Source organism: Gordonia paraffinivorans (genome assembly GCF_900683595.1).
Lineage (GTDB): Bacteria > Actinomycetota > Actinomycetes > Mycobacteriales > Mycobacteriaceae > Gordonia > Gordonia paraffinivorans.
Genome location: NZ_CAACYD010000005.1, coordinates 477,412 through 501,813, shown reverse-complemented (window position 1 = coordinate 501,813; position 24,402 = coordinate 477,412). Strand labels below are relative to the sequence as shown.

The window sequence follows — 24,402 nt, the reverse complement described above, 5'->3', positions numbered from 1 at the left end:
CCGGCACGATTTGTCGGCCGTACCCGGAAATCCCTGCGAACCAGCGGTTTCGCAGCTGCGCCCCGGTCCTGCACGATCCGCAACGTCGTACAGGAGGATGAACAGTGGTGTTGCGGTCACGTTGCAACGGGTACCGTGGGATGCGACATGACGGTCATTACTGAAAGCCGCATCATCAGCGTGGTGCGGGCGGCGGAGTCCCTGCTCTCACAGCGAGCAGGCTCATCGGTCGTTCTCGACGATCCCGAGGATCTCGGCGGAAGCGGCCGGACGACGGTGGTGCGGGTGAGGGTCGCGCAGAATCCCCTCAGCCTGGACCGGTCGCTGGTCATCAAGGCCCTCCCCGAGCACGAGGATCCCAAGGCGTTCCACCGCGAGATCGCGTCGTACAAGTACGCCACCGCGCTGCCCAACGAGTCGCGGCCGGGTCCGCAGCTCATCGCTTCCGACCCCGACCTCCGCATCATGGTCCTGTCCGACCTCGGACACGGCCGGTCGATGCCGGAGATCCTCGACACCGGGGACCCGGTGGAGACCTCCCGCGCGGTCAGCGCGTGGGGGCAGGCGTTGGGTCGCATGCACGCCGCGACCGTCGGCGGCGAGGTCGATTTCCTGGCACTGGTCCGGCGCGGACCGTCCGGCACCGAGGGCCGCGACATCCTGCGTGACGAGGCACGCCGCTCGGTCGAATCCCTCCCCGGGCACGCCGCCGCGCTCGGCGTCGAGGTGCCGCCGCGGGTCGTCGAGGCCCTCGAGACCGCCGCGACCCTCTTCGACGAGGGGGAGCACCGGGCGTTCAGCCCGTCGGACGTCGGTCCCGAGAACATCATGCTCAACGACGAGGGCGTGCAGTTCATGGACTACGAGTGGGGCGGCTTCCGCGACGCCACCCTCGACATCGCCTACGCGGTGGTCACCATGACCGCCCAACTCCCGCCGCGTCTGGCCTCGCACGCCACCGACCTCGAGGTGTCGATGGTCGACGCGTGGCGCTCGGAGGTCAACCCCATCTGGCCGACGCTTGCGCACGAGCGGGAGATGCAGCGCAAGGTGCTCGTCGCCCGTCTGCTGTGGGTCTGGCTGTCCACGGCGTGGATGCTGCCCGGCGGCGCCGACCTGATCGACCCGGACCCGTCCGAGGTCGATGCGAGCGTCGAGATGGCCCCCTTCGATCCCGGGCTGGAGAACTCGGCCGGGGCCCCGGAGCCCGGCACGACCGGCTTCACCCACGACTGGGCCCTGCACACCAACGACCCGCGCGTGCTGGTCGGCCGCTGGACGGATCTCGCGGCCGCCGCGAGCCGGGCCGGCGAGGACGAGGTCTCCGCGTTCGCCTCGGCGACCGGCGCCGCCCTGCAACGCATCTGGCTGGCCTGACGCGCCCGTGGAAGGACTGTTCGACCCGCCGGAGACGCCCGGGCCCGCCACGGGTGCCGAGGGCCTGATCGCGCCGCCGCCGACGGCGCCGCTCGCGGTCCGCATGCGCCCGCAGACACTCGACGAGATCGTCGGGCAGCAGCACCTCCTCGGCGAGGGGTCGCCGCTGCGCCGCCTGATCAACGGGCAGGGTGCGGCGTCGGTGCTGCTCTACGGCCCGCCCGGCACCGGCAAGACCACCATGGCATCGCTCATCGCGCGGGCGACCGGCGGCCGCTTCGAGGCGCTGTCGGCCCTGTCGGCCGGCGTGAAGGAGGTCCGCGCCGTCATCGACGTGGCCCGTCGCCGTCTGATCGGCGACGGCAAGGGCCCGGGACAGCAGACCGTATTGTTCATCGACGAGGTCCATCGCTTCTCCAAGACCCAGCAGGACGCGCTGCTCGACGCGGTGGAGAACCGCATCGTGCTGCTGGTGGCCGCGACGACGGAGAACCCGTCGTTCTCGGTGGTCGCCCCTCTGCTGTCGCGGTCGCTGGTGCTGCAGCTGCGCTCGCTCACCGATGACGACATCCGCGAGGTGCTCAAGCGGGCCGTCGCCGATCCGCGCGGACTCGACGGGCGGGTGCAGGTGACCGAGGCCGCCTACGACCATCTGGTGGCGGTCGCCGGCGGCGACGCGCGCCGGGCGCTCACCGCGCTGGAGGCCAGCGCCGACTCGACCGAGATCGTCGACCTCGCCGACGTCGAGACCGCCATCGACCGGGCCGCGGTGCGCTACGACCGCGACGGCGACCAGCACTACGACGTCACCAGCGCGTTCATCAAGTCGATCCGCGGCAGCGACGTCGACGCCGCGGTCCACTACCTCGCGCGCATGATCGCGGCGGGGGAGGATCCGCGGTTCATCGCGCGGCGGCTGATGATCCATGCAAGCGAGGACATTGGCATGGCCGATCCGACCGCCCTGCAGACCGCGGTCGCCGCCGCGCACGTGGTCAACATGGTCGGGATGCCCGAGGCCAGGCTCGCGCTGACGCAGGCCACGATCCACCTGGCCACCGCGCCGAAGTCGGCCGGGGTGGTCAAGGCGATCGGCGCCGCGCTCGCCGACGTCGAGGCGGGCAAGGCGCGGGCGGTGCCGCCGCATCTGCGCGACAGCCACTACGCGGGGGCCAAGAAGCTCGGCAACGGCGTGGCCTACCGCTACCCGCACGACCATCCCGACGGCGTCGTCGCCCAGCAGTACCCGCCGGACGAGCTCGTCGGCGTCGACTACTACGAGCCCACCGATCACGGCCTCGAGCGCGAGATCGGGTCGCGGGTGGCGCGCCTGCGATCCATCGTGCGCGGCGCCGTGACCCGGCGCCGGAGTCGCTGAACCGCGCCGCCGGCCACGCCGGGGACGTCCCGGCACGGTTCCGGTGAGGCGCCGACGGTACTCTGGGTTGTCGCGTACAACCAACGGCGAGGACGAAACCAACAGTGCAAACGCATGAAATCCGGAAGCGTTTTCTGGACCACTTCATCAAGGCCGGCCACACCGAGGTGCCCAGCGCCTCGCTGCTGCTCGACGATCCCAACCTGCTCTTCGTCAACGCCGGCATGGTGCCGTTCAAGCCGTACTTCCTCGGCGAGCAGACGCCGCCGTTCACCCGCGCGACCAGCGTCCAGAAGTGCGTGCGCACCCTCGACATCGACGAGGTCGGCATCACCACCCGCCACAACACCTTCTTCCAGATGGCGGGCAACTTCTCGTTCGGCGACTACTTCAAGCGCGAGGCCATCAACTTCGCCTGGACCCTGCTGACCAACAGCCTCGAGGACGGCGGCTACGGCATCGATCCCGAGAAGCTGTGGCCGACGGTCTATCTCGACGACGACGAGGCCGAGGCGATCTGGCGGGACGAGATCGGCGTGCCGGCCGAGCGCATCCAGCGCCGCGGCATGAAGGACAACTACTGGTCGATGGGCGTGCCCGGCCCGTGCGGCCCGTGCTCGGAGATCTTCTACGACCGCGGCCCCGAGTACGGCGTCGAGGGCGGCCCGGAGGCCGACGAGGACCGCTACATCGAGATCTGGAATCTCGTGTTCATGCAGAACGTCCGCGGACCGGGCGGCGCGAAGGACGGCTACGAGATCCTCGGCCCGCTGCCGAAGAAGAACATCGACACCGGCATGGGCGTCGAACGTGTCGCCTGCATCCTGCAGGGCGTCGACAACGTCTACGAGACCGACCTGCTCAAGCCGATCATCGACCTGGCCGCCGAACTGACCGGCCGCCGTTACGGCGCCGGCTCGCACGCCGACGACGTCCGTTTCCGCGTCATCGCCGACCACGCCCGCACCTCGGCGATGCTCATCGGCGACGGCGTGCTGCCCGGCAACGACGGCCGCGGCTACGTCCTGCGCCGGTTGCTGCGCCGGGTCGTGCGGTCCATGCGACTGCTCGGCGCCGGGAGCGAAGCGAGCGGGCCGGATCGGATCGGCGCCGGCGACAACCAGCCGACCATGGGCGCGATCATCGGCAAGGTCATCGACCTGATGGCGCCGTCCTACCCCGAGCTCGACGCCGAGCGCGCGCACATCGTCGACGTCGCGGTCGGGGAGGAGAGCTCCTTCGCCAAGACCCTCGCGGCCGGTTCCAAGTTGTTCGCCGACGCCGCCGCGGCCACCAAGAAGTCGTCGCGCAAGACCATCTCGGGCAGCGACGCCTTCACGCTGCACGACACCTACGGCTTCCCGATCGACCTGACCCTCGAGATGGCCGCCGAGGCCGGGCTCGAGGTCGACCAGGAGGGCTTCAGCGCCCTCATGGCCGAGCAGAAGCAGCGGGCCAAGGCCGACGCCAATGCGCGCAAGACCGGCCACGCCGACCTGAGCGTCTACCGCGAGTTCCTCGATCGCGGTCCCACCGAGTTCACCGGCTTCGAGGAGCTCGTGTCCGAGGCCAAGGTGCTCGGACTCGTCGCCGACGGCAACCGAATCCCCGCCGCAGCGGCCGGCCAGGAGCTCACCGTGGTCCTCGACCGCACCCCGCTCTACGCCGAATCGGGCGGCCAGATGGCCGACGTGGGCACCATCACCACCAGTTCCGGTGTGCGCCTTGCCGTCACCGACGTGCAGAAGGTCGGCAAGTCGGTCTGGCTGCACAAGGTCCGCGTCGAGGAAGGCGAGATCGAGGAGGGCGACGAGGTCCTCGCCGCCGTCGACACCGCCTGGCGTCACGGCGCCACCCAGGGCCACTCGGGCACCCACATGGTGCACGCCGCCCTGCGCGAGGTGCTCGGCCCGAACGCCACGCAGGCCGGCTCGCTGAATCGGCCCGGTTACCTGCGCTTCGACTTCCACGCCAACGGCCCGCTGACCGAGTCGCAGCGTCGCGAGATCGAGGAGATCTCCAACGCCGCGGTCGAGGCGAACTACCAGGTCAACACCTTCGAGACCGGGCTGGCCGAGGCCAAGGCGATGGGTGCGCTGGCGCTGTTCGGCGAAAACTACGGCGACGTCGTGCGCGTCGTCGAGATCGGCGGCCCCTTCTCGATGGAGCTGTGTGGCGGCACGCACGTCGCGTCGTCGGCGCAGATCGGTCCGATCACGGTCATCGGCGAGTCGTCGGTCGGCTCGGGCGTCCGCCGCGTCGAGGCCTACGTGGGCATGGACTCGTTCCGCTTCCTGTCCAAGGAGCGGGCGCTGCTCGCCGCCCTGTCGTCGTCGCTGAAGGTGCCCTCCGAGGAGGTGCCCGGCCGCGTCGAGCAGCTCGTCACCAAGCTCCGCGAGGCCGAGAAGGAACTGGCCCGGGTGCGCGCCGAGCAGGCGCAGGCCGCGGTGTCGGGTCTGCTCGACAACGCCACGACGGTCGGCTCGACGCTGGTCGTCGAGGGACGCGTGCCGGGTCTGGACGCCAACGGATTGCGCTCGATCGCGACCGACCTGCGCGGCAAGATCGCCGACCGGCAGGCCGTCATCGCGCTGTTCTCGCCCAGCGGCGAGGGCGCGGATGCCAAGGTGCCCTTCGTGATCGCCACCACCGCCGGCGCCCGCGACGCCGGCATCAAGGCCGGCGACCTGGTCAAGGAGGTCGCCCCGATCGTCGGCGGACGCGGCGGCGGCAAGCCCGACCTGGCGCAGGGCGCCGGCACCGATCCGGGCGGCATCGACGCCGCGCTGCGACGCATCCGCGAGTTCGTCGGCTGATGCCCCCGGAGGCCCACGGGCACGACCAGCGTCCGCGCCTGCCGCGCGGCCGTCGGCTCGGCATCGACGTCGGCAGCGTGCGGATCGGGGTCGCGGTGTGCGATCCCGATGGAATCCTCGCCACCCCGGTGGAGACGGTGCGCCGAACCCCTTCGGGGACGGCCGATCTCGAGCGGATCGCCGAACTCGTCGACGAGTACGAGGCGATCGGCGTGGTCGTCGGCCTGCCGAAGACCCTCAAGAACACCGCCGGCGTCGCCGCCGAGACCGCCCGCGGGTTCGGGGAGCGGTTGGCCGAACGCATCGCTCCCGTCGAGGTGCACTGGCAGGACGAGCGTTTCACCACCGTGACCGCACAACAGGCGCTGCACGCCAGCGGACGGTCGGTGAAGTCCTCGCGCGGCGTCATCGACCAGGCGGCGGCGGTCGCTATTCTTCAGGGATGGCTGGATGCGCGACGGTGAGTCCGACGACCCCTCGACCGAGTCTGGAGGAGAGCCTGCGGTGACCGACGAACGGCGTCGCACACGACATCGCGACCAGGGACGCCGTGCCGAGGGCATGGACCCCGAGCGTCTGCGGTACTTCACCCAACCCGCCGAGGGGACCCCGCACACTCGGCACCGCCGGCGGCGTTCGGCGCAGGCGCCGGGGACGACCGGCCCGATTCCCGGTCTCACGCCGGCGACCCCGCCCGGACAGCGCGCGACCCCGGTTCGCATCCCTCCGGGCGGCCAGATCCCGCAGCAGCCGCGGACGCGGCCGGTCCCGCCGGCGGCTGACGGGCAGACCGAGGCGCGGACGACTCCCCGGGCGTCGCGCCCGGCCGAGCCGCAGCCGCCGCAGCCGGCCGAGCCGCATGCATCGCGCCCGGCGGAGCGGCAGTCACCGCCCCGGCGTCCGGTGCCGCCGCGCGAGGACCGTCCGGTCGCCGAGGCGGAGACCGACACCGACTTCATCGTCGAACGGAGACCGGCACCCGCCCCGGATCGGCGTGTCGACGATCCGCGCGACGCCGACGACTTCCGGGACGTCGAGGTGCCCGAGCCGAGTTCGGCGCAACCCCGGCGCCTGCGCGCGGCCCGCACGGACACCGAGGTGCGGGCCCTCCACGATCCCGGCGAGGACGACGGCTGGTGGCCCGGCGTCGACGACGTCGAGGAGCCGGCCGCCCCGCGTCGCCCGCGGCGTCGCAGCCGCGAGAAGCAGAAGCAGCGGCGCGCCGTGGTCGCCGTGGCGGTCGTCTTCATGCTCGCCCTCGTCGGCGGCATCGGCTACTTCGGCCTGAAGACGCTGGGCGTGTTCGACTCCCGCAAGGACTACACCAACGCCGCCGGGACCTCCGATGTGATCGTCGACATCCCGGACAACTCCACCCTCGCCGACTTCGGTCGAATCCTCGTCGACGCCGACGTGGTCGGCAGTGTCCGGGCGTTCGTGGATGCGGCCGACGGCCGGCCGATCTCGGGCGGCATCTACAAGCTGCGCACCCAGATCCCGGCGTCGACCGCGGTGGAGATGCTCACCGACGAGAGCGCGACGCATCGCGTCGGCCGGGTGGTGGTGCCGCCGGGCCTGCAGCTCGACTCCAAGACCGGCATCGACGGCAAGGTGACGCCGGGCATCTTCCAGCGCATCCAGGACGCGACCACGGTCGACGTCAACGGGCGGTCGGAGGGGGTCACCGTCACCCAGCTCGAGGAGGCCGCGGCGAACTCGACGCCCGAGGAGCTCGGGGTGCCGTCGTGGGCGAAGGAGGCCGTCGAGTCGATGACCGGCGACCACCGCCGCATCGAGGGCCTCATCGCCCCCGCCACGTGGGAGCGGGTCGAGCCGCAGGACTCGCCCGTGCAGATCCTGCACGACATGATCGCCAAGAGCGCCACGATGTTCGAGAGCTGGGGACTGCTCGACAAGAACAACTCCGGACTCCAGCCGTACGAGACCCTCGTCGCCGCGTCGATCGTCGAGCGCGAGGTCCGCCACGAGGAAGACGCGCCGAAGGTGGCACGGGTCATCCGCAACCGCCTCGATCGCGACCAGAAGCTGGAGATGGACTCCACGCAGAACTACACCGCCGACGTGACCAACATCGATGTGCACGGCGACGCCTACAAGGCCGACACCGAGTGGAACACCTACCGGTACAAGGGACTTCCGCCCACGCCGATCGCGTCGGTGGGGATGCCGGCACTCGAGGCCATGCTCGACCCGGCACCCGGACGCTGGCTGTACTTCGTGACCGTCGACACCGCGGGCACCACCCGGTTCGCCGACACCTTCGAGGAGCACAAGCGCAACCGGGAAGAGGCCTGCGACAACAAGCTCGTGTCCACGGGGTGCCAGTGAGCGTCTCACCCCACGGCGGCGGACGCCGCGCGGCGGTCCTCGGTTCCCCGATCGCCCACTCGAAGTCGCCGGCCGTGCATCTGGCGGCCTACCGCGCCCTCGGGCTCGACGACTGGTCCTACGACCGGATCGAGTGCACGGCAGATCAGTTGCCGCAGATCGTGTCCGACGCCGATCCGGCCTTCATCGGCTTCTCGGTGACGATGCCGAACAAGGTGGCGGCCCTGCGGTTCGCGACGGATCGGACCGAGCGGGCCGAGCTGGTCGGCTCGGCCAACACCCTGGTCCGGATCGATGACGGCTGGCACGCCGACTGCACCGACATCGACGGGATGACCGGCGCCCTCGCCGAACTCGGCGTCGACGCCGATCTCGCCGGGGGAGCGGCGCCCGAGGCGGTCGTCGTCGGCGCCGGCGGGACCGCGCGGCCGACCATCATGGCGCTGGCCGGGGCGGGCATCGAGAAGATCGCGATCGTCGCCCGCGACGAGGGCCGCGCCGCCGACACGCTCGACCTCTGCGACCGCCTCGGCGTCGCCCGCGAGTTCGTCGGTTTCGAGGCCGGTTCGGACATCGAACGGCGCGCACGCGAGGCTGCGGTCGTGGTGTCGACCGTTCCCGCGCCCGCCGCCGCAGCCGTGGCGCCTGCGCTGGCGCATGCGGGCAAGGTCGTCGACGTGATCTACGACCCCTGGCCCACCCCGCTCGCCGAGGTCGTGACCGCGGCCGGCGGGACGGTGATCGGCGGCCTGGTCATGCTCCTGCACCAGGCCTTCCGGCAGGTCGAACTGTTCACCGGGCTCCCGGCACCGCGGGAGGCGATGCGCAAGGTGCTCATCCCCAACGGCTGACGTCGCGATCCGGCTGTGGACGCACTCACCGCGATCGGGTGGTGAGCGCGTGATGCTCGGCGGATGTCCGAGCTCGCGATCCTTTCCTGGCTGGTCGTCGTCTCCGTCGGAGACCTGCGCACGCGCCGGATACCGAACGCTCTCGTCTGGCCGCCGATCGTCGCGGTCACGGCGATGGGGGCGGCCGAACCGCCGGTGCTCCTCGCCGCCTGCGCCGCGTCCGCGCCCTACCTGCACGCCTTCCGCGCGGGCACGTGTGGCGGCGGCGACGTCAAACTCGCGTACGTGTGCGGGGGACTGGCGACGCGCTGGGACGCCGCACTGGTCATGGTCGCCGCAGCGGCCCTGCTGGCGCTGGTGGCGGCACTGGCCGCGCGTCGGTCCCGACGCGGCCAACCGCACGCCCCGGCACTCGCGCTGGCGCTGATCGCGGTGTCCGATCCGTTGGGGTGAGGCCCGGCGAGACGCACTGTCGGGCCGGGATGGGGCGCATGGAACAATTGAGAACCGTGCTGCGCTGGATAACTGCCGGAGAATCCCACGGACCCGCCCTGGTCGCCATCGTCGAGGGCATGATCGCCGGGGTCGAGGTGACCTCGACCGACATCGGCGAACAGCTCGCCCGCCGCCGCCTCGGCTACGGCCGGGGCGCCCGCATGAAGTTCGAGGCCGACAAGGTGACCGTGATCGGCGGCATCCGGCACGGTCGCACCATGGGCGGCCCGGTCGCGATCGAGATCGGCAACACCGAGTGGCCCAAGTGGGAGACCGTCATGGCGGCCGACCCGGTCGATCCCGCCGAACTCGAGGGCAGCGCGCGCAACGCGCCCCTGACCCGACCGCGCCCGGGACACGCCGACTACTCCGGCATGCTCAAGTACGGCTTCGACGACGCCCGTCCGGTCCTCGAACGCGCCAGCGCGCGCGAGACCGCGGCCCGCGTCGCCGCCGGCACCGTCGCCCGAAACTTCCTGCGCCAGGTCCTCGGCATCGAGGTGCTCTCGCACGTGATCTCCATCGGCGCCAGCGACCCGTACGTCGGCCCCGCCCCGCGCTATTCCGATCTCGAGGCCATCGACGCCAGCCCGGTCCGCGCCTTCGACGCCGACGCCGAGAAGTCGATGATCGCTGAGATCGAGGCCGCCAAGAAGGACGGCGACACCCTCGGCGGCGTCGTGGAGATCGTCGCGACCGGCGTGCCCGTCGGCCTCGGTTCGCACGTCAGCGGCGAGACCCGCCTCGACGCGCGTCTGGCCGGTGCGCTCATGGGCATCCAGGCCATCAAGGGCGTCGAGGTCGGCGACGGCTTCACCACCGCGCGTCGCCGAGGCAGTGAGGCCCACGACGAGATGGTCCCCGGACCCGACGGCGTCCTGCGCTCCACCAACCGCGCCGGTGGTCTCGAGGGCGGCATGACCAACGGCGAGGACCTGCGCGTCCGCATCGCGATGAAGCCGATCTCGACGGTGCCGCGCGCCCTGTCGACCGTCGACATGACGACAGGGGAGACGGCCAGCGCCATCCACCAGCGTTCGGACGTGTGCGCCGTGCCCGCGGCCGGCGTGGTCGCCGAGGCGATGGTCGCGCTCGTCGTCGCGCAGGCCGCGCTGGAGAAGTTCGGCGGCGACTCGGTCGCCGAGACCGCCGCGAACGTCGCCGCCTACCGGACGGCCATCAGCGCGCGTCCGCCGCGCCCATGACCGGTTCGCCGACCCCCACCCGGCCGACCGCCGGCAAGCGGCCGGCCGCCGTCCTGATCGGCTTCATGGGTGCCGGCAAGTCGACCGTCGGGCGGCTGCTCGCCGACCGCCTGGACGTCGACTTCGTGGACACCGACGTCGAACTCGTCCGGCGCACCGGCCGGTCGATCCCGGAGATCTTCGAAACCGACGGCGTGGACGGGTTCCGGACGATCGAGGAGAACGTCGTGACCGACGTCCTCGAACACCACGGCGGAGTCGTCTCGCTCGGCGGCGGCGCGGTGACCACCCCGGGCGTGCGCGACGCGTTGTCGGGCCACCGCGTGGTCTACCTGCGCGTCAGCCCCGACCGCGGCTTCGAACGCGTCTCGGGCACCGACCGGCCGCTGCTGGCCACGGCCGACCCGGCCGCCCGGTACGCCGAGCTGCTCGCCGAACGCACCGACATCTACTCGTCGGTGTGCACCCTGGAGGTCGACGCGGACGCCGAGCCCGAGGCCATCGCCGACGCGATCGTCTCCGAACTCGCGCGCGAACTCGACGTGACCACCCCAGAGGCGTGAGGACCCCGACAACAACGTGAGGACCACAACATGACCGACACCGAACCCGTCGCGATCCGCGTCAACGCGGGTGCGCCGTACGACGTGACGATCGGACGCGGGCTGCTCGGCGAGGTCGCCGAGGCCGCGACCGGCGCCGACCGGATCGCGATCCTGTACCAGCCGCCGCTGGCCAAGACCGCAGAGCAGATCCGGGAGTTCCTCGCCGACAAGGGATTCGACGCCCACCGCATCGAGATCCCCGACGCCGAGGCGGGCAAGGACCTGTCGGTCGCCGCCTTCTGCTGGGAGGTCTTCGGCCGGATCGGCCTCAAGCGCAACGACAAGGTGATCAGCCTCGGCGGCGGTGCCGCCACCGACCTCGCCGGCTTCGTGGCGGCGACCTGGATGCGCGGCATCGGCGTCATCCACATCCCGACCACGCTGCTGGCGATGGTCGACGCCGCGGTCGGCGGCAAGACCGGCATCAACACCGAGGCGGGCAAGAACCTCGTCGGCTCCTTCCACGAGCCCGACGCGGTGCTCATCGACATCGGGACGCTGGAGACGGTGCCGCGCAACGAGATCGTGGCCGGGCTCGCCGAGGTCATCAAGACCGGTTTCATCGCCGATCCGACGATCCTCGACATCATCGAGGCCGATCCGCAGGCGGCGCTCGACCCGACCAGCCCGGTCCTGCCGGACCTGATCCGACGGTCGGTCCAGGTCAAGGCCGACGTGGTGTCGGCCGACCTGAAGGAGTCCTCGCTGCGCGAGATCCTGAACTACGGCCACACCCTCGGCCACGCCATCGAGCGCCGTGAGCGCTACCGGTGGCGTCACGGCGCCGCGGTGTCGGTGGGCCTGGTGTTCGCCGCGGAGCTCGCGCGGCTGGCGGGTCGTCTCGACGACGCCACCGCCGACCGGCACAAGTCGATCCTGGAACTGGTGGGCCTGCCCACGACATATGACCCCGATGCCTTCGGCGACCTCCTCGAGGGCATGGCCGGCGACAAGAAGAACCGCTCCGGCGTGCTTCGCTTCGTCGTCCTCGACGGCCTGGCCAAGCCGGGACGTCTCGAGGGCCCGGACCCCGGCCTGATGGCCGCCGCCTACTCCGCGGTCGCGGGCGAGCCGCCGAAGAGCGGCTCGGTCCTGCTGTAGCAGACCTCGGCAGACGACAGAACCCCCACGGCCTCGCGGCGGTGGGGGTTCTGTCGTCTCGGTCGTGGGGGGCGGGTCCTACTGGGCGGCCTCGGCGTGATGATCGGTGTGGACCGACCAGTCGTCCTCGGGGGCGTTCTTGTTCTGCTCGCGGCGGATCAGCCAGCGACCGATCGCGGCACCGACGAACGCCGGCACGAACACCAGCAGGGCGGTGAACGACGCGCCCGCGATGAGCTCGACGAAGAAGCTCGCCTGCCCGATCCCGGCGAGCACCGTGGAGCCGAGGATCCAGCAGATCAGCCCGGAGACCACACCGGCGAGCAGGCCGGCCTTGAGCCAGCGGACCGTCAGGTCCTCGTAGTCGTCGGGATCGGGGTTGGCCCGGGCATCCCGGATACCGTCATAACCACCCCAGACCAGCGCGATCAGCACGACCACCGCGATCGCGATGGTGCGCCACACCGTCGAGTGGAGCGGGGCCTCGACCACCGCCACACCGAGCAGGATGCGGGCCAGGACGTGAACAGCGGTGAATGTGACACCGCGCACCAACCACGAAGACATGCGCGCCATATTACTGATGCGTCACGGATCGGTGGAGGGAACGTCGATTCGGCGCCCGGCGAGTCGGCGCCGTAGCGTTGTCATCGTGCCGATCATCCATGACACGGCCGGCCGACGCGACCGGCTGCGAAACCTTCTGCGCGAGCGGTCCGACGCCGGTGGCCCGGTGTCGGCGTTCATCGTCTCCGACCTGGTCAACGTCCGATACCTGACGGGCTTCACCGGCTCCAACGCCGCGGTCCTCATCGACGCCGAGGACCCCGTCGGCGACCGGATCGCCACCGACGGGCGGTACCTCACCCAGGTCGCCGCCCAGGTCCCCGACCTCGAGGCGGTCATCGAGCGCGCCTGCGTCCCGGCGCTGCTGGAGCGGGCCCGCACGGCCGGTGCCGGCCGCGTGGGCTTCGAGGCCGACGCCGTGACCGTCGCCTCGCTCCGGGCGCTGGAGAAGTCGGTCGACGGCGCGCCGGTCGAACTCGTCGGGCTCACCGGCGTCGTGCAGGGGTTGCGCGAGGTGAAGGACGCCGGTGAGGTCGCGCTCATCCGGGCGGCCTGTGCGATCGGCGACGCCGCCCTCGCCCAGATCATCGCCGACGGCGTGCTGCGCGCGGGCACGACCGAGCGGGAGGCGGCGCGCGCGCTCGAGTTCGCCATGTACCGCCTCGGGGCCGACGGCATCGCGTTCGAGACCATCGTGGCCGCCGGTGCGCACTCGGCCATCCCGCACCACCGGCCCACCGGAGCGGTCCTGGCCGACGGCGACCTGGTCAAGATCGACTTCGGCGCGGTGGTCGGGGGATACCACTCCGACATGACGCGCACCTTCGTGCTGGGCCGCGCGGCGGACTGGCAGCGCGAGATCTACGAGCTCGTGGCCCGCGCGCAGGCGGCCGGCCGGGCGGCGCTGCGGCCCGGCGCGGACCTGCGTGCGGTCGACGCCGCCGCCCGCGACGTGATCGACGCGGCCGGGCACGGCGAGCACTACGTCCACGGACTCGGACACGGCGTGGGACTGCAGATCCACGAAGCGCCCGGAATCGGCAAACTCGCGGCGGGTACACTGCCTTGCGGTGCTGCGGTCACCGTGGAGCCCGGTGTCTACCTACCCGGATGGGGTGGGGTCAGAATCGAGGACACCCTGGTCGTCAGCGATGGCGAACCCGAACTGTTGACCACCACCGACAAGACATTCACCGTCCTCTGAACTGCAAGGGAAGAAACACCACATGGCGACCACCGCCGATTTCAAGAACGGCCTCGTGCTGCGCCTGGACGACCAGCTCTGGCAGATCCAGGAATTCCAGCACGTCAAGCCCGGCAAGGGTCCTGCGTTCGTCCGCACCAAGATCAAGAACGTGCTGAGCGGCAAGATCGTGGACAAGACCTTCAACGCCGGTGTCAAGGTCGAGACCGCGACCGTCGACCGTCGCGACATGACCTACCTGTACAACGACGGCACCGACTACGTGTTCATGGACAGCCAGGACTACGAGCAGTTCTCGCTGCCGCCCGAGGTCGTCGGCGACGGCGCGCGCTTCCTGCTCGAGAACATGACCGTCCAGGTCTCGCTGAACGACGGCACCCCGCTGTTCGTCGAGCTGCCCGTCACCGTCGAGCTGGTCGTCGCCCACACCGACCCGGGCCTGCAGGGCGACCGTTCGACCGGCGGCACCAAGCCCGCCACCCTCGAGACCGGTGCCGAGATCCAGGTGCCGCTGTTCATCAACACCGGCGACACGCTGAAGGTCGACTCGCGCGACGGCAGCTACCTCGGCCGCGTCAACAGCTGACCTGTGAAACAACCCGGCACCCGACACAAGGCGCGGCGGCGCGCGGTGGACCTGCTCTTCGAGGCCGAGGCCAAGAAGGTCAGCCCCGCGCAGCTGGTCGCCGAGCGCCGTGAGTACGTCCGCACCGACGAGAGCGTCGGCACGATCCACGACTACACCGCCACGGTGATCGAGGGTCTCGCCGGCGATCAGGCCCAGATCGATGCGGTCATCTCCTCCCACCTGCGGGAGTGGACCCTGGAACGTCTGCCCGCGGTCGACCGCGCCATCATGCGACTGGCCACGTGGGAGCTGTTCAACTCGCTCGACGTCGACCCGATCGTCGTCGTCGACGAGGCGGTCGAGCTCGCCAAGGAGCTGTCCACCGACGATTCGCCGGCCTTCGTCAACGGCGTGCTGGCCAAGATCGCCGAGCTCGCCCCGCAGGTCCGGGCCGCGGCATCGGCCGAGCCCCGGCCCTCGGACGACACCGAGTAGTCGGAGAACAACCCATGCGTCGGTCCCGGTCGGATTCACGGCCGGGACCGATCGTTCTCTGCCCCGGAACGCACCGGGGCGACGCGACGCGTCGAGACTGTGGCGCAGGTCGCGATAATTCGTCTGCCTCGCGGCGCGGTGTAGAGTGACGCGAGACAGACATCCTTTAACGATCCGTCCAGTGAGGCGGAGAAGGAGGTCGGCTTTGGCCAGCCCCGCCCCCAGGGTGCTGCTCGATTCCGCCGACGTGTCGCGCACGATCGCACGTGTCGCGCACCAGGTGATCGAGAAGACAGCCTTGGACTCACCCGACGCGCCACGCGTCGTCCTCATCGGAATCCCCACTCGCGGAACGTCTCTCGCCGAGCGGCTGGGTTCCAAGATCAGCGAGTTCTCCGGCGTCGACGTCCCCGTCGGGTACCTCGACATCACCCTCTACCGCGACGACCTGCGCGCCAAGCCGCACCGGCCCCTGGAACGGACCATGGTCCCGGCCGGGGGAGTCGACGGCGCGATCGTCATCCTCGTCGACGACGTCCTCTACTCCGGACGCACCGTGCGCGCGGCGCTCGACGCCCTGCGCGACCTGGGCCGCCCGGCCGCGGTCCAGCTCGCGGTCCTCGTCGACCGCGGCCACCGCGAGCTCCCGCTGCGCGCCGACTACGTCGGCAAGAACATCCCGACCGCCCGCGACGAGCAGGTCTCGGTCCACCTCACCGAGCACGACGGCGTCGACGAGGTCGTCCTCTACTCCGCGCCCAAAGCTGTTGCGGCCGAGGGTGATCAGTGATGCGGCACCTCCTCTCGACCCAGGATCTCTCCCTCGACGACGCGACCGCCCTGCTCGATGACGCGGAACGGTTCGAGCAGGCCCTCACCGGCCGTGAGGTCCGCAAGCTGCCGACGCTCCGCGGGCGCACCGTGATGACGGTGTTCTACGAGAACTCCACCCGCACCCGCGTGTCCTTCGAGGTCGCCGGCAAGTGGATGAGCGCCGACGTCATCAACGTCAGCGCCTCGAGCTCCTCGGTGAACAAGGGCGAGTCGCTGCGCGACACCGTCAAGACGCTGCATGCGGCCGGCGCCGACGCGCTGATCGTCCGCCACCCGGCGTCGGGCGCGCCCGCGCAGATCGCCGACTGGACCACCGACGCCGAGGGCAACGGCCCGGCGGTGATCAACGCCGGCGACGGCACCCACGAGCACCCGACCCAGGCCCTGCTCGACGCACTGACGCTGCGTCAGCGGCTCGGCTCGCTCGAGGGGCGCCGCATCGCGATCGTCGGCGACGTCGTGCACTCGCGCGTCGCCCGCTCCAACGCGTACCTGCTCTCGACGCTCGGGGCCGAGGTCGTGCTCGTCGCGCCGCCGACCCTGCTGCCCGCCGGGGTGGAGCAGTGGCCGGTCACGGTCTCCGGCGACCTCGACGCCGAACTGGCCGCGGTCGACGCGGTGATGATGCTGCGCGTGCAGGCCGAGCGGATGAACGGCGGGTTCTTCCCGAGCGCCCGCGAGTACTCGGTCCGGTTCGGGCTCAACGACCGCCGCCTCGCGCTGCTCGCCGATCACGCCGTCGTCCTGCACCCGGGTCCGATGCTGCGCGGCATGGAGATCGGCTACTCCGTCGCCGACTCGCCGAAGGCGACCGTCCTCGAACAGGTCCGCAACGGCGTGCACATCCGCATGGCCGTCCTCTTCCGCCTGCTCGTCGGGTCCGACTCGGCGGGAGGCCACCTGTGATCACCACCAGCACGTCAGGAGTATTCCAGTGACCGCCGCGGCAACCGGCTCCGTCCTGATCAGCGATGTCCGCCCCTACGGCGAGGGCGACCCGGTCGACCTGCTCGTCGTCGACGGGACCATCACCGAGATCGGCGCCGGACTCACCGCCCCCGACGGGGCTGAGCGCATCGACGGCAAGGGCGGGGTGCTCCTGCCGGGCTTCGTCGACCTGCACACCCACCTGCGCGAACCCGGCCGCGAGGACACCGAGACCATCCGCACCGGCTCGGAGGCGGCCGCGCTCGGCGGCTACACCGCGGTGTTCGCGATGGCCAACACCAACCCGGTCGCCGACAACTCGACCGTCACCGACAACGTGTGGCGCACCGGCCGCGAGATCGGCATCGTCGACGTCCACCCGGTGGGCGCGGTCACCGTCGGGCTCGAGGGCAAGCAACTCGCCGAGATGGGCATGATGAACGCCGGCGCGGCCGGGGTGCGCATGTTCAGCGACGACGGCAAATGCGTCCACGACCCGCTGCTGATGCGCCGCGCGCTCGAGTACGCGAAGGGACTCGGGGTGCTCATCGCGCAGCACGCCGAGGAGCCCCGGCTGACCGTGGGCGCCGTCGCCAACGAGGGCCCCACCGCGTCCCGGCTCGGCCTGCCCGGCTGGCCGCGCGCCGCCGAGGAGTCGATCGTCATCCGCGACGCCCTGCTCGCCCGCGACGCCGGTGCGCGCGTCCACATCTGCCACGCCTCGACCGAGGGCACCGTCGAGCTGTTGCGCTGGGCCAAGGAACAGGGGATCTCGATCACCGCCGAGGTGACCCCGCACCACCTGCTCCTCGACGACTCGCGTCTCGAGACCTACGACCCGGTCAACAAGGTGAACCCGCCCCTGCGCGAGGTCCGCGACACCCAGGCCCTGCGCCGGGCGCTCGCCGAGGGCGTCGTCGACTGCGTCGCCACCGACCACGCCCCGCACGCCTCCCAGGAGAAGTGCTGCGAGTTCGCCCAGGCCAAGCCGGGCATGCTCGGGCTGCAGACCGCCCTGCCCATCGTCGTCGAGACGCTGGTCAAGCCGGGTCTGCTCGACTGGCGCGGGGTGGCGCGGGTGATGAGCGAACGGCCCGCGCAGATCGTCGAGCTGACCGATCAGGGCCGTCCGATCGCGGTCGGCGAACCGGGCAACCTCGCCGTCGTCGACCCGGACGCCTCCTGGGTGGTGCACGGCGACGAGCTGGCCAGCCTCTCGCGGAACACCCCCTACGAGGACATGACGATGCCGGCCGCGGTCACCGCGACCGTGCTGCGCGGCGTCGTCACGACACGCGAGGGCCAGGTGACCAGATGAGCAGCGCGCCCCGGCGCGGGGTGGTCTCGGGCGTCCTCGTCGTACTCGTGGTCGCCTCGGTGATCGCCACCGTGCTCGGTTACGGCAAGGTCGTCTTCAACGCCTGGTTCATCGGCGTCTGCCTGCTCATCCTCTTCGGACTGCTCGCGATGTTCTACCTGCTCATCCGGGGCCCGAAGACCAAGGCGGCGGCGCAGGCCGAGCTCATCGGCGAGCTGCCGGCGGTCCCGGCCGACCCGGGCGAGGAGCTGCGCGGACCGGACACGGGTCTCTACGTGGGCAGCACGGTCGCGCCGAGCTGGCAGGACCGCGTCGTGGTCGGCGACATATCCGACCGCGCGAACGCGACCATCACCGAGTTCGCGAGCGGTGTCCTGATCGCCCGCCAGGGTGCGAGCGACATCTGGATTCCGCGCGAGTCGATCACCGAGGTGCGCACCGCACGCGGACTCGCAGGCAAGGTCATGAGCGCCGACGGACTGCTGGTGATCCGGTGGGTCCTGCCGACCGGCACCGCGATCGACAGCGGGCTGCGCGCCGATGACAAAACGATCTATCCCGGCTGGGTGGACGCCTTTGCCGGGCAGCATGACAGTGGACAGGGGACACAGGAATGAACACAGCGGTCTTGGTGCTGGAGAACGGCCAGGTGTTCACCGGCCGGAGCTTCGGCGCGACAGGCGAGACCCTCGGCGAAGCGGTGTTCTGCACCGCGATGACCGGCTACCAGGAGACCCTGACCGACCCGAGTTACCACCGGCAGATCGTCGTGGCCACCGCGCCGCAGATCGGCAACACCGGCTGGAACACCGAGGACGGCGAGAGCACCGGAAGCGCGGGCAGCACCGGGGTCGACGGCGACTCCGGGAAGATCTGGGTGGCGGGTTACGCGGTGCGCAACCCCACCCGACGCGTCTCCAACTGGCGTGCGACGACGTCGCTGGAGGACGAGCTCGTCCGCCAGGGCATCGTCGGCATCGCCGGGATCGACACCCGAACCGTCGTCCGCATCCTGCGCGACCACGGGTCGATGAAGGCCGGCATCTTCTCCGGCGACGCGCTCGCCGACACCGACGAGCTGCTGTCGCGGGTGCGTAACCAGCCGGACATGAAGGGGGCGCGCCTGGCCACCGAGGTCACCACCGACACCGGTTACGTCGTCGACCCGATCGGCGATCACCGGTTCACCGTCGCGGCCATCGACCTGGGCATCAAGACGAACACCCCGCGCATGTTCGCCGAGCGCGGCGTGCGCACCCACGTGCTGCCGGCGACGGTCGCCCTCGACGCCATCACCGACCTCAGGCCCGACGGGGTGTTCCTGTCCAACGGCCCGGGCGACCCGGCCACCGCCGACGACGTCGTGGAGCTCACCCGGGCGGTGCTCGGCGAGAACCTGCCGCTGTTCGGCATCTGCTTCGGCAACCAGATCCTGGGCCGGGCCCTCGGCCGCGGCACCTACAAGATGAAGTTCGGGCACCGGGGCATCAACATCCCGGTCGTCGACCATGCCACCGGCAAGGTCTCGATCACCGCGCAGAACCACGGCTTCGCGCTCGAGGGCGAGGCGGGGGAGGAGTTCGACTCCGACTTCGGCCGCGCACGGGTCAGCCACGTCTGCGCCAACGACGGCACCGTGGAGGGCGTCGAGCTGCTCTCCGGGCGCGCGTTCTCCGTCCAGTACCACCCGGAGGCGGCGGCCGGACCCCACGACGCCGCGTACCTGTTCGACAAATTCGTCACCCTGCTCGAGGGTGACCGTGCGCAAGGAGCCAAGGCCTGATGCCGCGCCGCCAAGACATCAATCACGTACTGGTCATCGGTTCCGGACCGATCGTCATCGGCCAGGCCTGCGAGTTCGACTACTCCGGCACCCAGGCCTGCCGGGTCCTCAAGTCCGAGGGCCTGCGCGTGTCGCTGGTGAACTCCAACCCGGCCACGATCATGACCGACCCGGAGTTCGCCGACGCCACCTACATCGAGCCGATCACCCCGGAGTTCATCGAGAAGGTCATCGAGACCGAGCGTGACGCCGGCCATCCGATCGACGCGGTGCTCGCGACCCTCGGCGGCCAGACCGCGCTCAACGCCGCGGTCGCGCTGCACGACCGCGGCTCGCTGGAGAAGTACGGCATCGAGCTGATCGGCGCCGACTTCGACGCCATCCAGCGCGGCGAGGACCGCCAGATGTTCAAGGACATCGTCGAGAAGGTCGGCGGCGAGAGCGCCCGCTCCCGCGTCTGCCACACCATGGACGAGGTCCGCGAGACCGTCGCCGAGCTCGGCTTCCCGGTGGTCGTGCGCCCGTCGTTCACCATGGGCGGCCTCGGCTCGGGCATGGCCTACGACGACGCCGACCTCGAGCGGATCGCCGGCGGCGGCCTGGCCGCGTCGCCGACCGCCAACGTCCTCATCGAGGAGTCGATCCTCGGTTGGAAGGAATACGAGCTCGAGCTCATGCGCGACAACCGCGACAACGTCGTGGTGGTCTGCTCGATCGAGAACGTCGACCCGGTCGGCGTCCACACCGGCGACTCGGTGACCGTCGCCCCGGCGATGACCCTCACCGACCGCGAGTACCAGCGCATGCGCGACCTGTCGATCGCGATCCTGCGCGAGGTCGGCGTCGACACCGGCGGCTGCAACATCCAGTTCGCGCAGGACCCGAGGGACGGCCGCCTCGTCGTCATCGAGATGAACCCGCGTGTGTCGCGCTCCTCGGCGCTGGCGTCGAAGGCCACCGGCTTCCCGATCGCGAAGATCGCCGCGAAGCTGGCCATCGGCTACAGCCTCGACGAGATCGTCAACGACATCACCAAGGAGACCCCGGCCTGTTTCGAGCCGACGCTCGACTACGTCGTGGTCAAGGCCCCGCGGTTCGCGTTCGAGAAGTTCCCCGGCGCCGACGACACCCTCACCACCACGATGAAGTCGGTCGGCGAGGCGATGAGCCTGGGCCGCAGCTTCGCCGAGGCCCTCGGCAAGGTCATGCGCTCGCTGGAGACCAAGGCCGCCGGCTTCTGGACCGAGCCCAACCGGCCCGACCCGAAGACCCTCGACCTGGCCGCGCTCCTCGAGGAGATCAAGACGCCCAAGGACGGGCGCCTGTACAAGCTGATGCTGGCCTTCGAGGCGGGCGCGACGATCGAGCAGGTCTACGAGGCCACCGCGATCGACCCGTGGTTCCTCGCCGAGATCGCCGGCATCGGTGAGCTGGGCGCGAAGATCCGCGACGCCGAGGTCCTCGACGAGGCGCTGCTGCGCGAGGCGAAGTCCACCGGTTTCTCCGACCGCCAGATCGCCGCGCTGCGTTCGGACTTCGCCGACGAGGCGGCGGTGCGCGCCCATCGGCTGTCGCTGGGCGTGCGCCCGGTGTACAAGACCGTCGACACCTGTGCGGCCGAGTTCGAGGCGAAGACGCCGTACCACTACTCGACCTACGAGATCGATCCGGCAGCGACCAGCGAGATCGCCCCGCAGCCCGACCGTCCGAAGGTGCTGATCCTGGGTTCGGGCCCCAACCGCATCGGTCAGGGCATCGAGTTCGACTACTCGTGCGTCCACGCCGCGCTCACGTTGAGCGAGGCCGGCTACGAGACCGTGATGGTCAACTGCAACCCGGAGACGGTCTCCACCGACTACGACACCGCCGATCGCCTGTACTTCGAGCCGCTGACCTTCGAGGACGTCCTCGAGGTCTATCACGCCGAATCGCAGTCGGGCGCCGTCGCCGGCGTCATCGTGCAGCTCGGCGGTCAGACCCCGCTCGGCCTGGCCCATCGCCTGGAAGAGGCCGGCGTCCCGATCGTCGGCACCAGCCCGGCGGCGATCGACCTGGCCGAGGACCGCGGCGAGTTCGGCAAGGTGCTCAACGCGGCGGGCCTGCCCGCGCCGGCGTTCGGCACCGCCACCAGCTTCGAGGAGGCCCGCGACACCGCGGCCCGCATCGGTTACCCGGTGCTGGTGCGCCCGTCGTACGTGCTCGGCGGCCGCGGCATGGAGATCGTCTACGACGAGAAGTCCCTCGAGGACTACATCTCCCGCGCGACCGAGCTGACCCCCGACCACCCGGTGCTGGTCGACCGATTCCTGGAGGATGCGGTGGAGATCGACGTCGACGCCCTGTGCGACGGCGACGAGGTCTTCATCGGCGGCGTCATGGAGCACATCGAGGAGGCCGGCATCCACTCCGGCGACTCCGCCTGTGCGCTGCCGCCGGTCACCCTCGGCCGTGCCGACCTGGAGATGGTGCGCCGTTCCACCGAGGCGCTCGCCAAGGGCATCGGGGTGAAGGGCCTGCTCAACGTCCAGTACGCGCTCAAGGACGACATCCTCTACGTCCTCGAGGCCAACCCGCGTGCGAGCCGGACCGTGCCGTTCGTGTCCAAGTCCACCGCGGTGCCGCTGGCCAAGGCGTGTGCCCGGGTGATGCTCGGCTCGTCGATCGCCGACCTGCGCGCGCAGGGCATCCTGCCGAAGACCGGCGACGGCGGCGAGGCGCCGTCGACCGCGCCGATCTCGGTCAAGGAGGCGGTGCTGCCGTTCAACCGGTTCCGCCGCCACGACGGCAGCGGCGTCGACAACCTGCTGAGCCCGGAGATGAAGTCGACCGGCGAGGTCATGGGCATCGACTCCGATTTCGGTCGTGCCTTCGCCAAGTCGCAGACCGCGGCCTACGGGTCGCTGCCGACGAGCGGTTCGATCTTCGTGTCGGTGGCCAACAAGGACAAGCGCGCGCTGATCTTCCCGGTCAAGCACCTCGCCGACCTCGGTTTCACCATCCTGGCCACCGATGGCACCGCGGACGTGCTGCGCCGCAACGGCATCCGGTGTGAGACGGTGCTCAAGCACTTCGAGGCCGCCGAGGGGGAGCGCACCATCGTCGACATCATCCGCGCCGGCGAGGTCGCGATGGTGATCAACACCCCGTACGGCAACTCCGGCCCGCGCGTGGACGGCTACGAGATCCGGTCGGCCGCGGTGTCGGTCAACATCCCGTGCATCACCACCGTGCAGGGCGCGAGCGCCGCGGTGCAGGGCATCGAGGCCGCCATCAGCGGCGACATCCGGGTGCGGTCGATCCAGGGACGCCACGCGGACCTGGCCGGCCTGTCGTGAGCGGGTCCGGGTCGTTCGGCGCCCGCTACCGGCGGGTGACCGCCGAACGCGGGCGCCTGTGCGCCGGCATCGACCCGCATGCGAGCCTCCTGGCCGACTGGGGGCTGCCCGCCACGGTGGAGGGCCTGTCGCGTTTCGCCGACATCTGCGTGGAGGCGCTGGCCCCGGTCGCTGCGGTGATCAAGCCGCAGGTGGCGTTCTTCGAGCCGTACGGCGCCGCGGGCTTCGCGGTGCTCGAGCGCGTCATCGCCGGGTGCCGCGAGGCCGGTGCGGTGGTCATCGCCGACGCCAAGCGCGGCGACATCGGTTCGACGATGGCCGCCTACGCGCAGGCGTGGCTGTCCGACACGTCGCCGCTGTGCGCCGACTCGGTGACCGCCTCGCCCTACCTCGGGTACGAGTCGCTGCGTCCGGCCCTCGACCTCGCCCGTGAGGGCGGGCGGGGCGTGTTCGTGCTCGCCCGGACGTCCAACCCGGAGGGCAGCGACGTCCAGCAGGCGCGAGCGGGGGAGCGGTCGGTGGCCCAGTCCATCGTCGACGCCGCGGCCGCGGAGAACGCCGACGGCACCGCGACCGTCGGGCTCGTGGTGGGCGCGACGCGAGAACACGGGCTGGATCTGGCCGCCCTGAACGGACCGATCCTGGCGCCCGGGCTGGGCGCCCAGGGCGCGACCGCCGACGACCTCCGCACGGTGTTCGCCGGCGCCGACCCGGCATGGGTGCTGCCCGCGAGCTCACGCGGAGTGCTGCGCGCCGGGCCCGACGTCGCCGCGCTGCGCGAGGCGTTCGCGCGTACCCGCGACGAGGTCGAGGCCGCGCTGGGGCGCTCGGACGTCTGATCGGTCTGATCGGTATGACGTTGTGCCCGGAACCCGGGCACAACGTCATACGGAAGACCCGCTGCATGAAAGTGTCACTGTCGACGATCGACGCAGACGCGAGGGGTCCCGGCGAGTGACCGATTCTCAGGGGCCGACGTGTACGCGTCGGAGGACCGGCCGCCAGGCAATCCCGACCTTCTCGCGCGCCGCGATCTCGCCGTGCTCATCCAGACGCTCCGCCGGCCACTCCATCGGCTCACCCGCACCGGATCGACCTCCATCCGCCCCCAACAGTGCTCGTGGTCCGAAGCCCCGTAAGGGGAGCCGGGGACCACGGCCGGGCCGTCTGCGGTGTCCGCAGGGACTTTCCGGA

General features: G+C 70.9%; 21 protein-coding genes. 20 read left to right on the top strand and 1 reads right to left on the bottom strand.

Going from position 1 to position 24,402, the window contains the following annotated elements; all coding sequences use genetic code 11:
• Positions 1–147: 147 nt before the first annotated feature.
• The 10 genes from E1P53_RS04410 to aroB all read left to right on the top strand — a co-directional run bounded on the left by E1P53_RS04410 (position 148) and on the right by aroB (position 12,177).
• A complete protein-coding gene (locus E1P53_RS04410) occupies positions 148–1,377 on the top strand; it encodes a hypothetical protein (RefSeq protein ID WP_006899085.1) in 1,230 nt (409 codons plus the stop codon).
• 7 nt (positions 1,378–1,384) lie between these two features.
• Positions 1,385–2,755 (top strand): replication-associated recombination protein A, encoded by a 1,371-nt coding sequence (locus tag E1P53_RS04405; protein ID WP_006899084.1) that lies wholly within the window; start codon positions 1,385–1,387, stop codon positions 2,753–2,755.
• A gap of 104 nt (positions 2,756–2,859) precedes the next feature.
• A complete protein-coding gene (gene alaS / locus E1P53_RS04400; RefSeq protein ID WP_131733575.1) occupies positions 2,860–5,571 on the top strand; it encodes an alanine--tRNA ligase in 2,712 nt (903 codons plus the stop codon).
• Positions 5,571–6,035, top strand: coding sequence for a Holliday junction resolvase RuvX (ruvX, locus tag E1P53_RS04395; RefSeq protein ID WP_006899082.1), 465 nt, complete (start codon positions 5,571–5,573; stop codon positions 6,033–6,035). The genes alaS and ruvX overlap by 1 nt, the downstream gene beginning before the upstream one ends.
• Positions 6,022–7,920 carry an endolytic transglycosylase MltG gene (mltG, locus tag E1P53_RS04390; RefSeq protein ID WP_131733574.1) on the top strand — a complete coding sequence of 633 codons (1,899 nt, stop codon included), beginning with the start codon at positions 6,022–6,024 and terminating at the stop codon, positions 7,918–7,920. Before ruvX ends, mltG begins: the two co-directional genes overlap by 14 nt.
• Entirely contained in the window at positions 7,917–8,771 is an 855-nt protein-coding gene (locus E1P53_RS04385) for a shikimate dehydrogenase (protein ID WP_006902214.1), read from the top strand. The genes mltG and E1P53_RS04385 overlap by 4 nt, the downstream gene beginning before the upstream one ends.
• 63 nt (positions 8,772–8,834) lie before the next feature.
• On the top strand, positions 8,835–9,224 hold the full coding sequence (locus tag E1P53_RS04380; RefSeq protein ID WP_006902215.1) for a prepilin peptidase: 390 nt from the start codon (positions 8,835–8,837) through the stop codon (positions 9,222–9,224).
• Between the two features lie 38 nt (positions 9,225–9,262).
• A complete protein-coding gene (aroC, locus tag E1P53_RS04375) occupies positions 9,263–10,471 on the top strand; it encodes a chorismate synthase (RefSeq protein WP_040527491.1) in 1,209 nt (402 codons plus the stop codon).
• Positions 10,468–11,034 (top strand): shikimate kinase, encoded by a 567-nt coding sequence (locus E1P53_RS04370; RefSeq protein WP_131733573.1) that lies wholly within the window; start codon positions 10,468–10,470, stop codon positions 11,032–11,034. Before aroC ends, E1P53_RS04370 begins: the two co-directional genes overlap by 4 nt.
• A 30-nt stretch (positions 11,035–11,064) precedes the next feature.
• Positions 11,065–12,177, top strand: coding sequence for a 3-dehydroquinate synthase (gene aroB / locus E1P53_RS04365; protein WP_006902218.1), 1,113 nt, complete (start codon positions 11,065–11,067; stop codon positions 12,175–12,177).
• Between the two features lie 78 nt (positions 12,178–12,255).
• Here the strand turns inward: aroB and E1P53_RS04360 are convergent, their stop codons facing one another.
• Positions 12,256–12,744, bottom strand: coding sequence for a B-4DMT family transporter (locus E1P53_RS04360; RefSeq protein ID WP_040527495.1), 489 nt, complete (start codon positions 12,742–12,744; stop codon positions 12,256–12,258).
• A gap of 85 nt (positions 12,745–12,829) precedes the next feature.
• Between E1P53_RS04360 and E1P53_RS04355 the strand changes: the two genes are divergently transcribed.
• The 10 genes from E1P53_RS04355 to pyrF all read left to right on the top strand — a co-directional run bounded on the left by E1P53_RS04355 (position 12,830) and on the right by pyrF (position 24,047).
• Entirely contained in the window at positions 12,830–13,948 is a 1,119-nt protein-coding gene (locus tag E1P53_RS04355; protein ID WP_131733572.1) for a M24 family metallopeptidase, read from the top strand.
• A gap of 22 nt (positions 13,949–13,970) precedes the next feature.
• On the top strand, positions 13,971–14,534 hold the full coding sequence (gene efp / locus E1P53_RS04350) for an elongation factor P (protein WP_131733571.1): 564 nt from the start codon (positions 13,971–13,973) through the stop codon (positions 14,532–14,534).
• Positions 14,535–14,537: 3 nt separating this feature from the next.
• Complete coding sequence (nusB, locus tag E1P53_RS04345; RefSeq protein ID WP_006902223.1) at positions 14,538–15,011, top strand: transcription antitermination factor NusB; 474 nt, start codon at positions 14,538–14,540, stop codon at positions 15,009–15,011.
• Positions 15,012–15,216: 205 nt separating this feature from the next.
• On the top strand, positions 15,217–15,801 hold the full coding sequence (gene pyrR, locus E1P53_RS04340) for a bifunctional pyr operon transcriptional regulator/uracil phosphoribosyltransferase PyrR (protein ID WP_006902224.1): 585 nt from the start codon (positions 15,217–15,219) through the stop codon (positions 15,799–15,801).
• On the top strand, positions 15,801–16,751 hold the full coding sequence (locus tag E1P53_RS04335) for an aspartate carbamoyltransferase catalytic subunit (RefSeq protein WP_109238429.1): 951 nt from the start codon (positions 15,801–15,803) through the stop codon (positions 16,749–16,751). The genes pyrR and E1P53_RS04335 overlap by 1 nt, the downstream gene beginning before the upstream one ends.
• A 28-nt stretch (positions 16,752–16,779) precedes the next feature.
• Positions 16,780–18,090: a dihydroorotase gene (locus E1P53_RS04330; protein WP_131733570.1), complete on the top strand. Its 1,311-nt coding sequence runs from the start codon at positions 16,780–16,782 to the stop codon at positions 18,088–18,090.
• Positions 18,087–18,707 (top strand): PH-like domain-containing protein, encoded by a 621-nt coding sequence (locus tag E1P53_RS04325; protein WP_131733569.1) that lies wholly within the window; start codon positions 18,087–18,089, stop codon positions 18,705–18,707. Before E1P53_RS04330 ends, E1P53_RS04325 begins: the two co-directional genes overlap by 4 nt.
• A complete protein-coding gene (gene carA, locus E1P53_RS04320; protein WP_109238428.1) occupies positions 18,704–19,873 on the top strand; it encodes a glutamine-hydrolyzing carbamoyl-phosphate synthase small subunit in 1,170 nt (389 codons plus the stop codon). Before E1P53_RS04325 ends, carA begins: the two co-directional genes overlap by 4 nt.
• Entirely contained in the window at positions 19,873–23,208 is a 3,336-nt protein-coding gene (carB, locus tag E1P53_RS04315; protein ID WP_131733568.1) for a carbamoyl-phosphate synthase large subunit, read from the top strand. The genes carA and carB overlap by 1 nt, the downstream gene beginning before the upstream one ends.
• Positions 23,205–24,047 (top strand): orotidine-5'-phosphate decarboxylase, encoded by an 843-nt coding sequence (gene pyrF, locus E1P53_RS04310; protein WP_131733567.1) that lies wholly within the window; start codon positions 23,205–23,207, stop codon positions 24,045–24,047. The genes carB and pyrF overlap by 4 nt, the downstream gene beginning before the upstream one ends.
• Positions 24,048–24,402 lie beyond the last annotated feature (355 nt).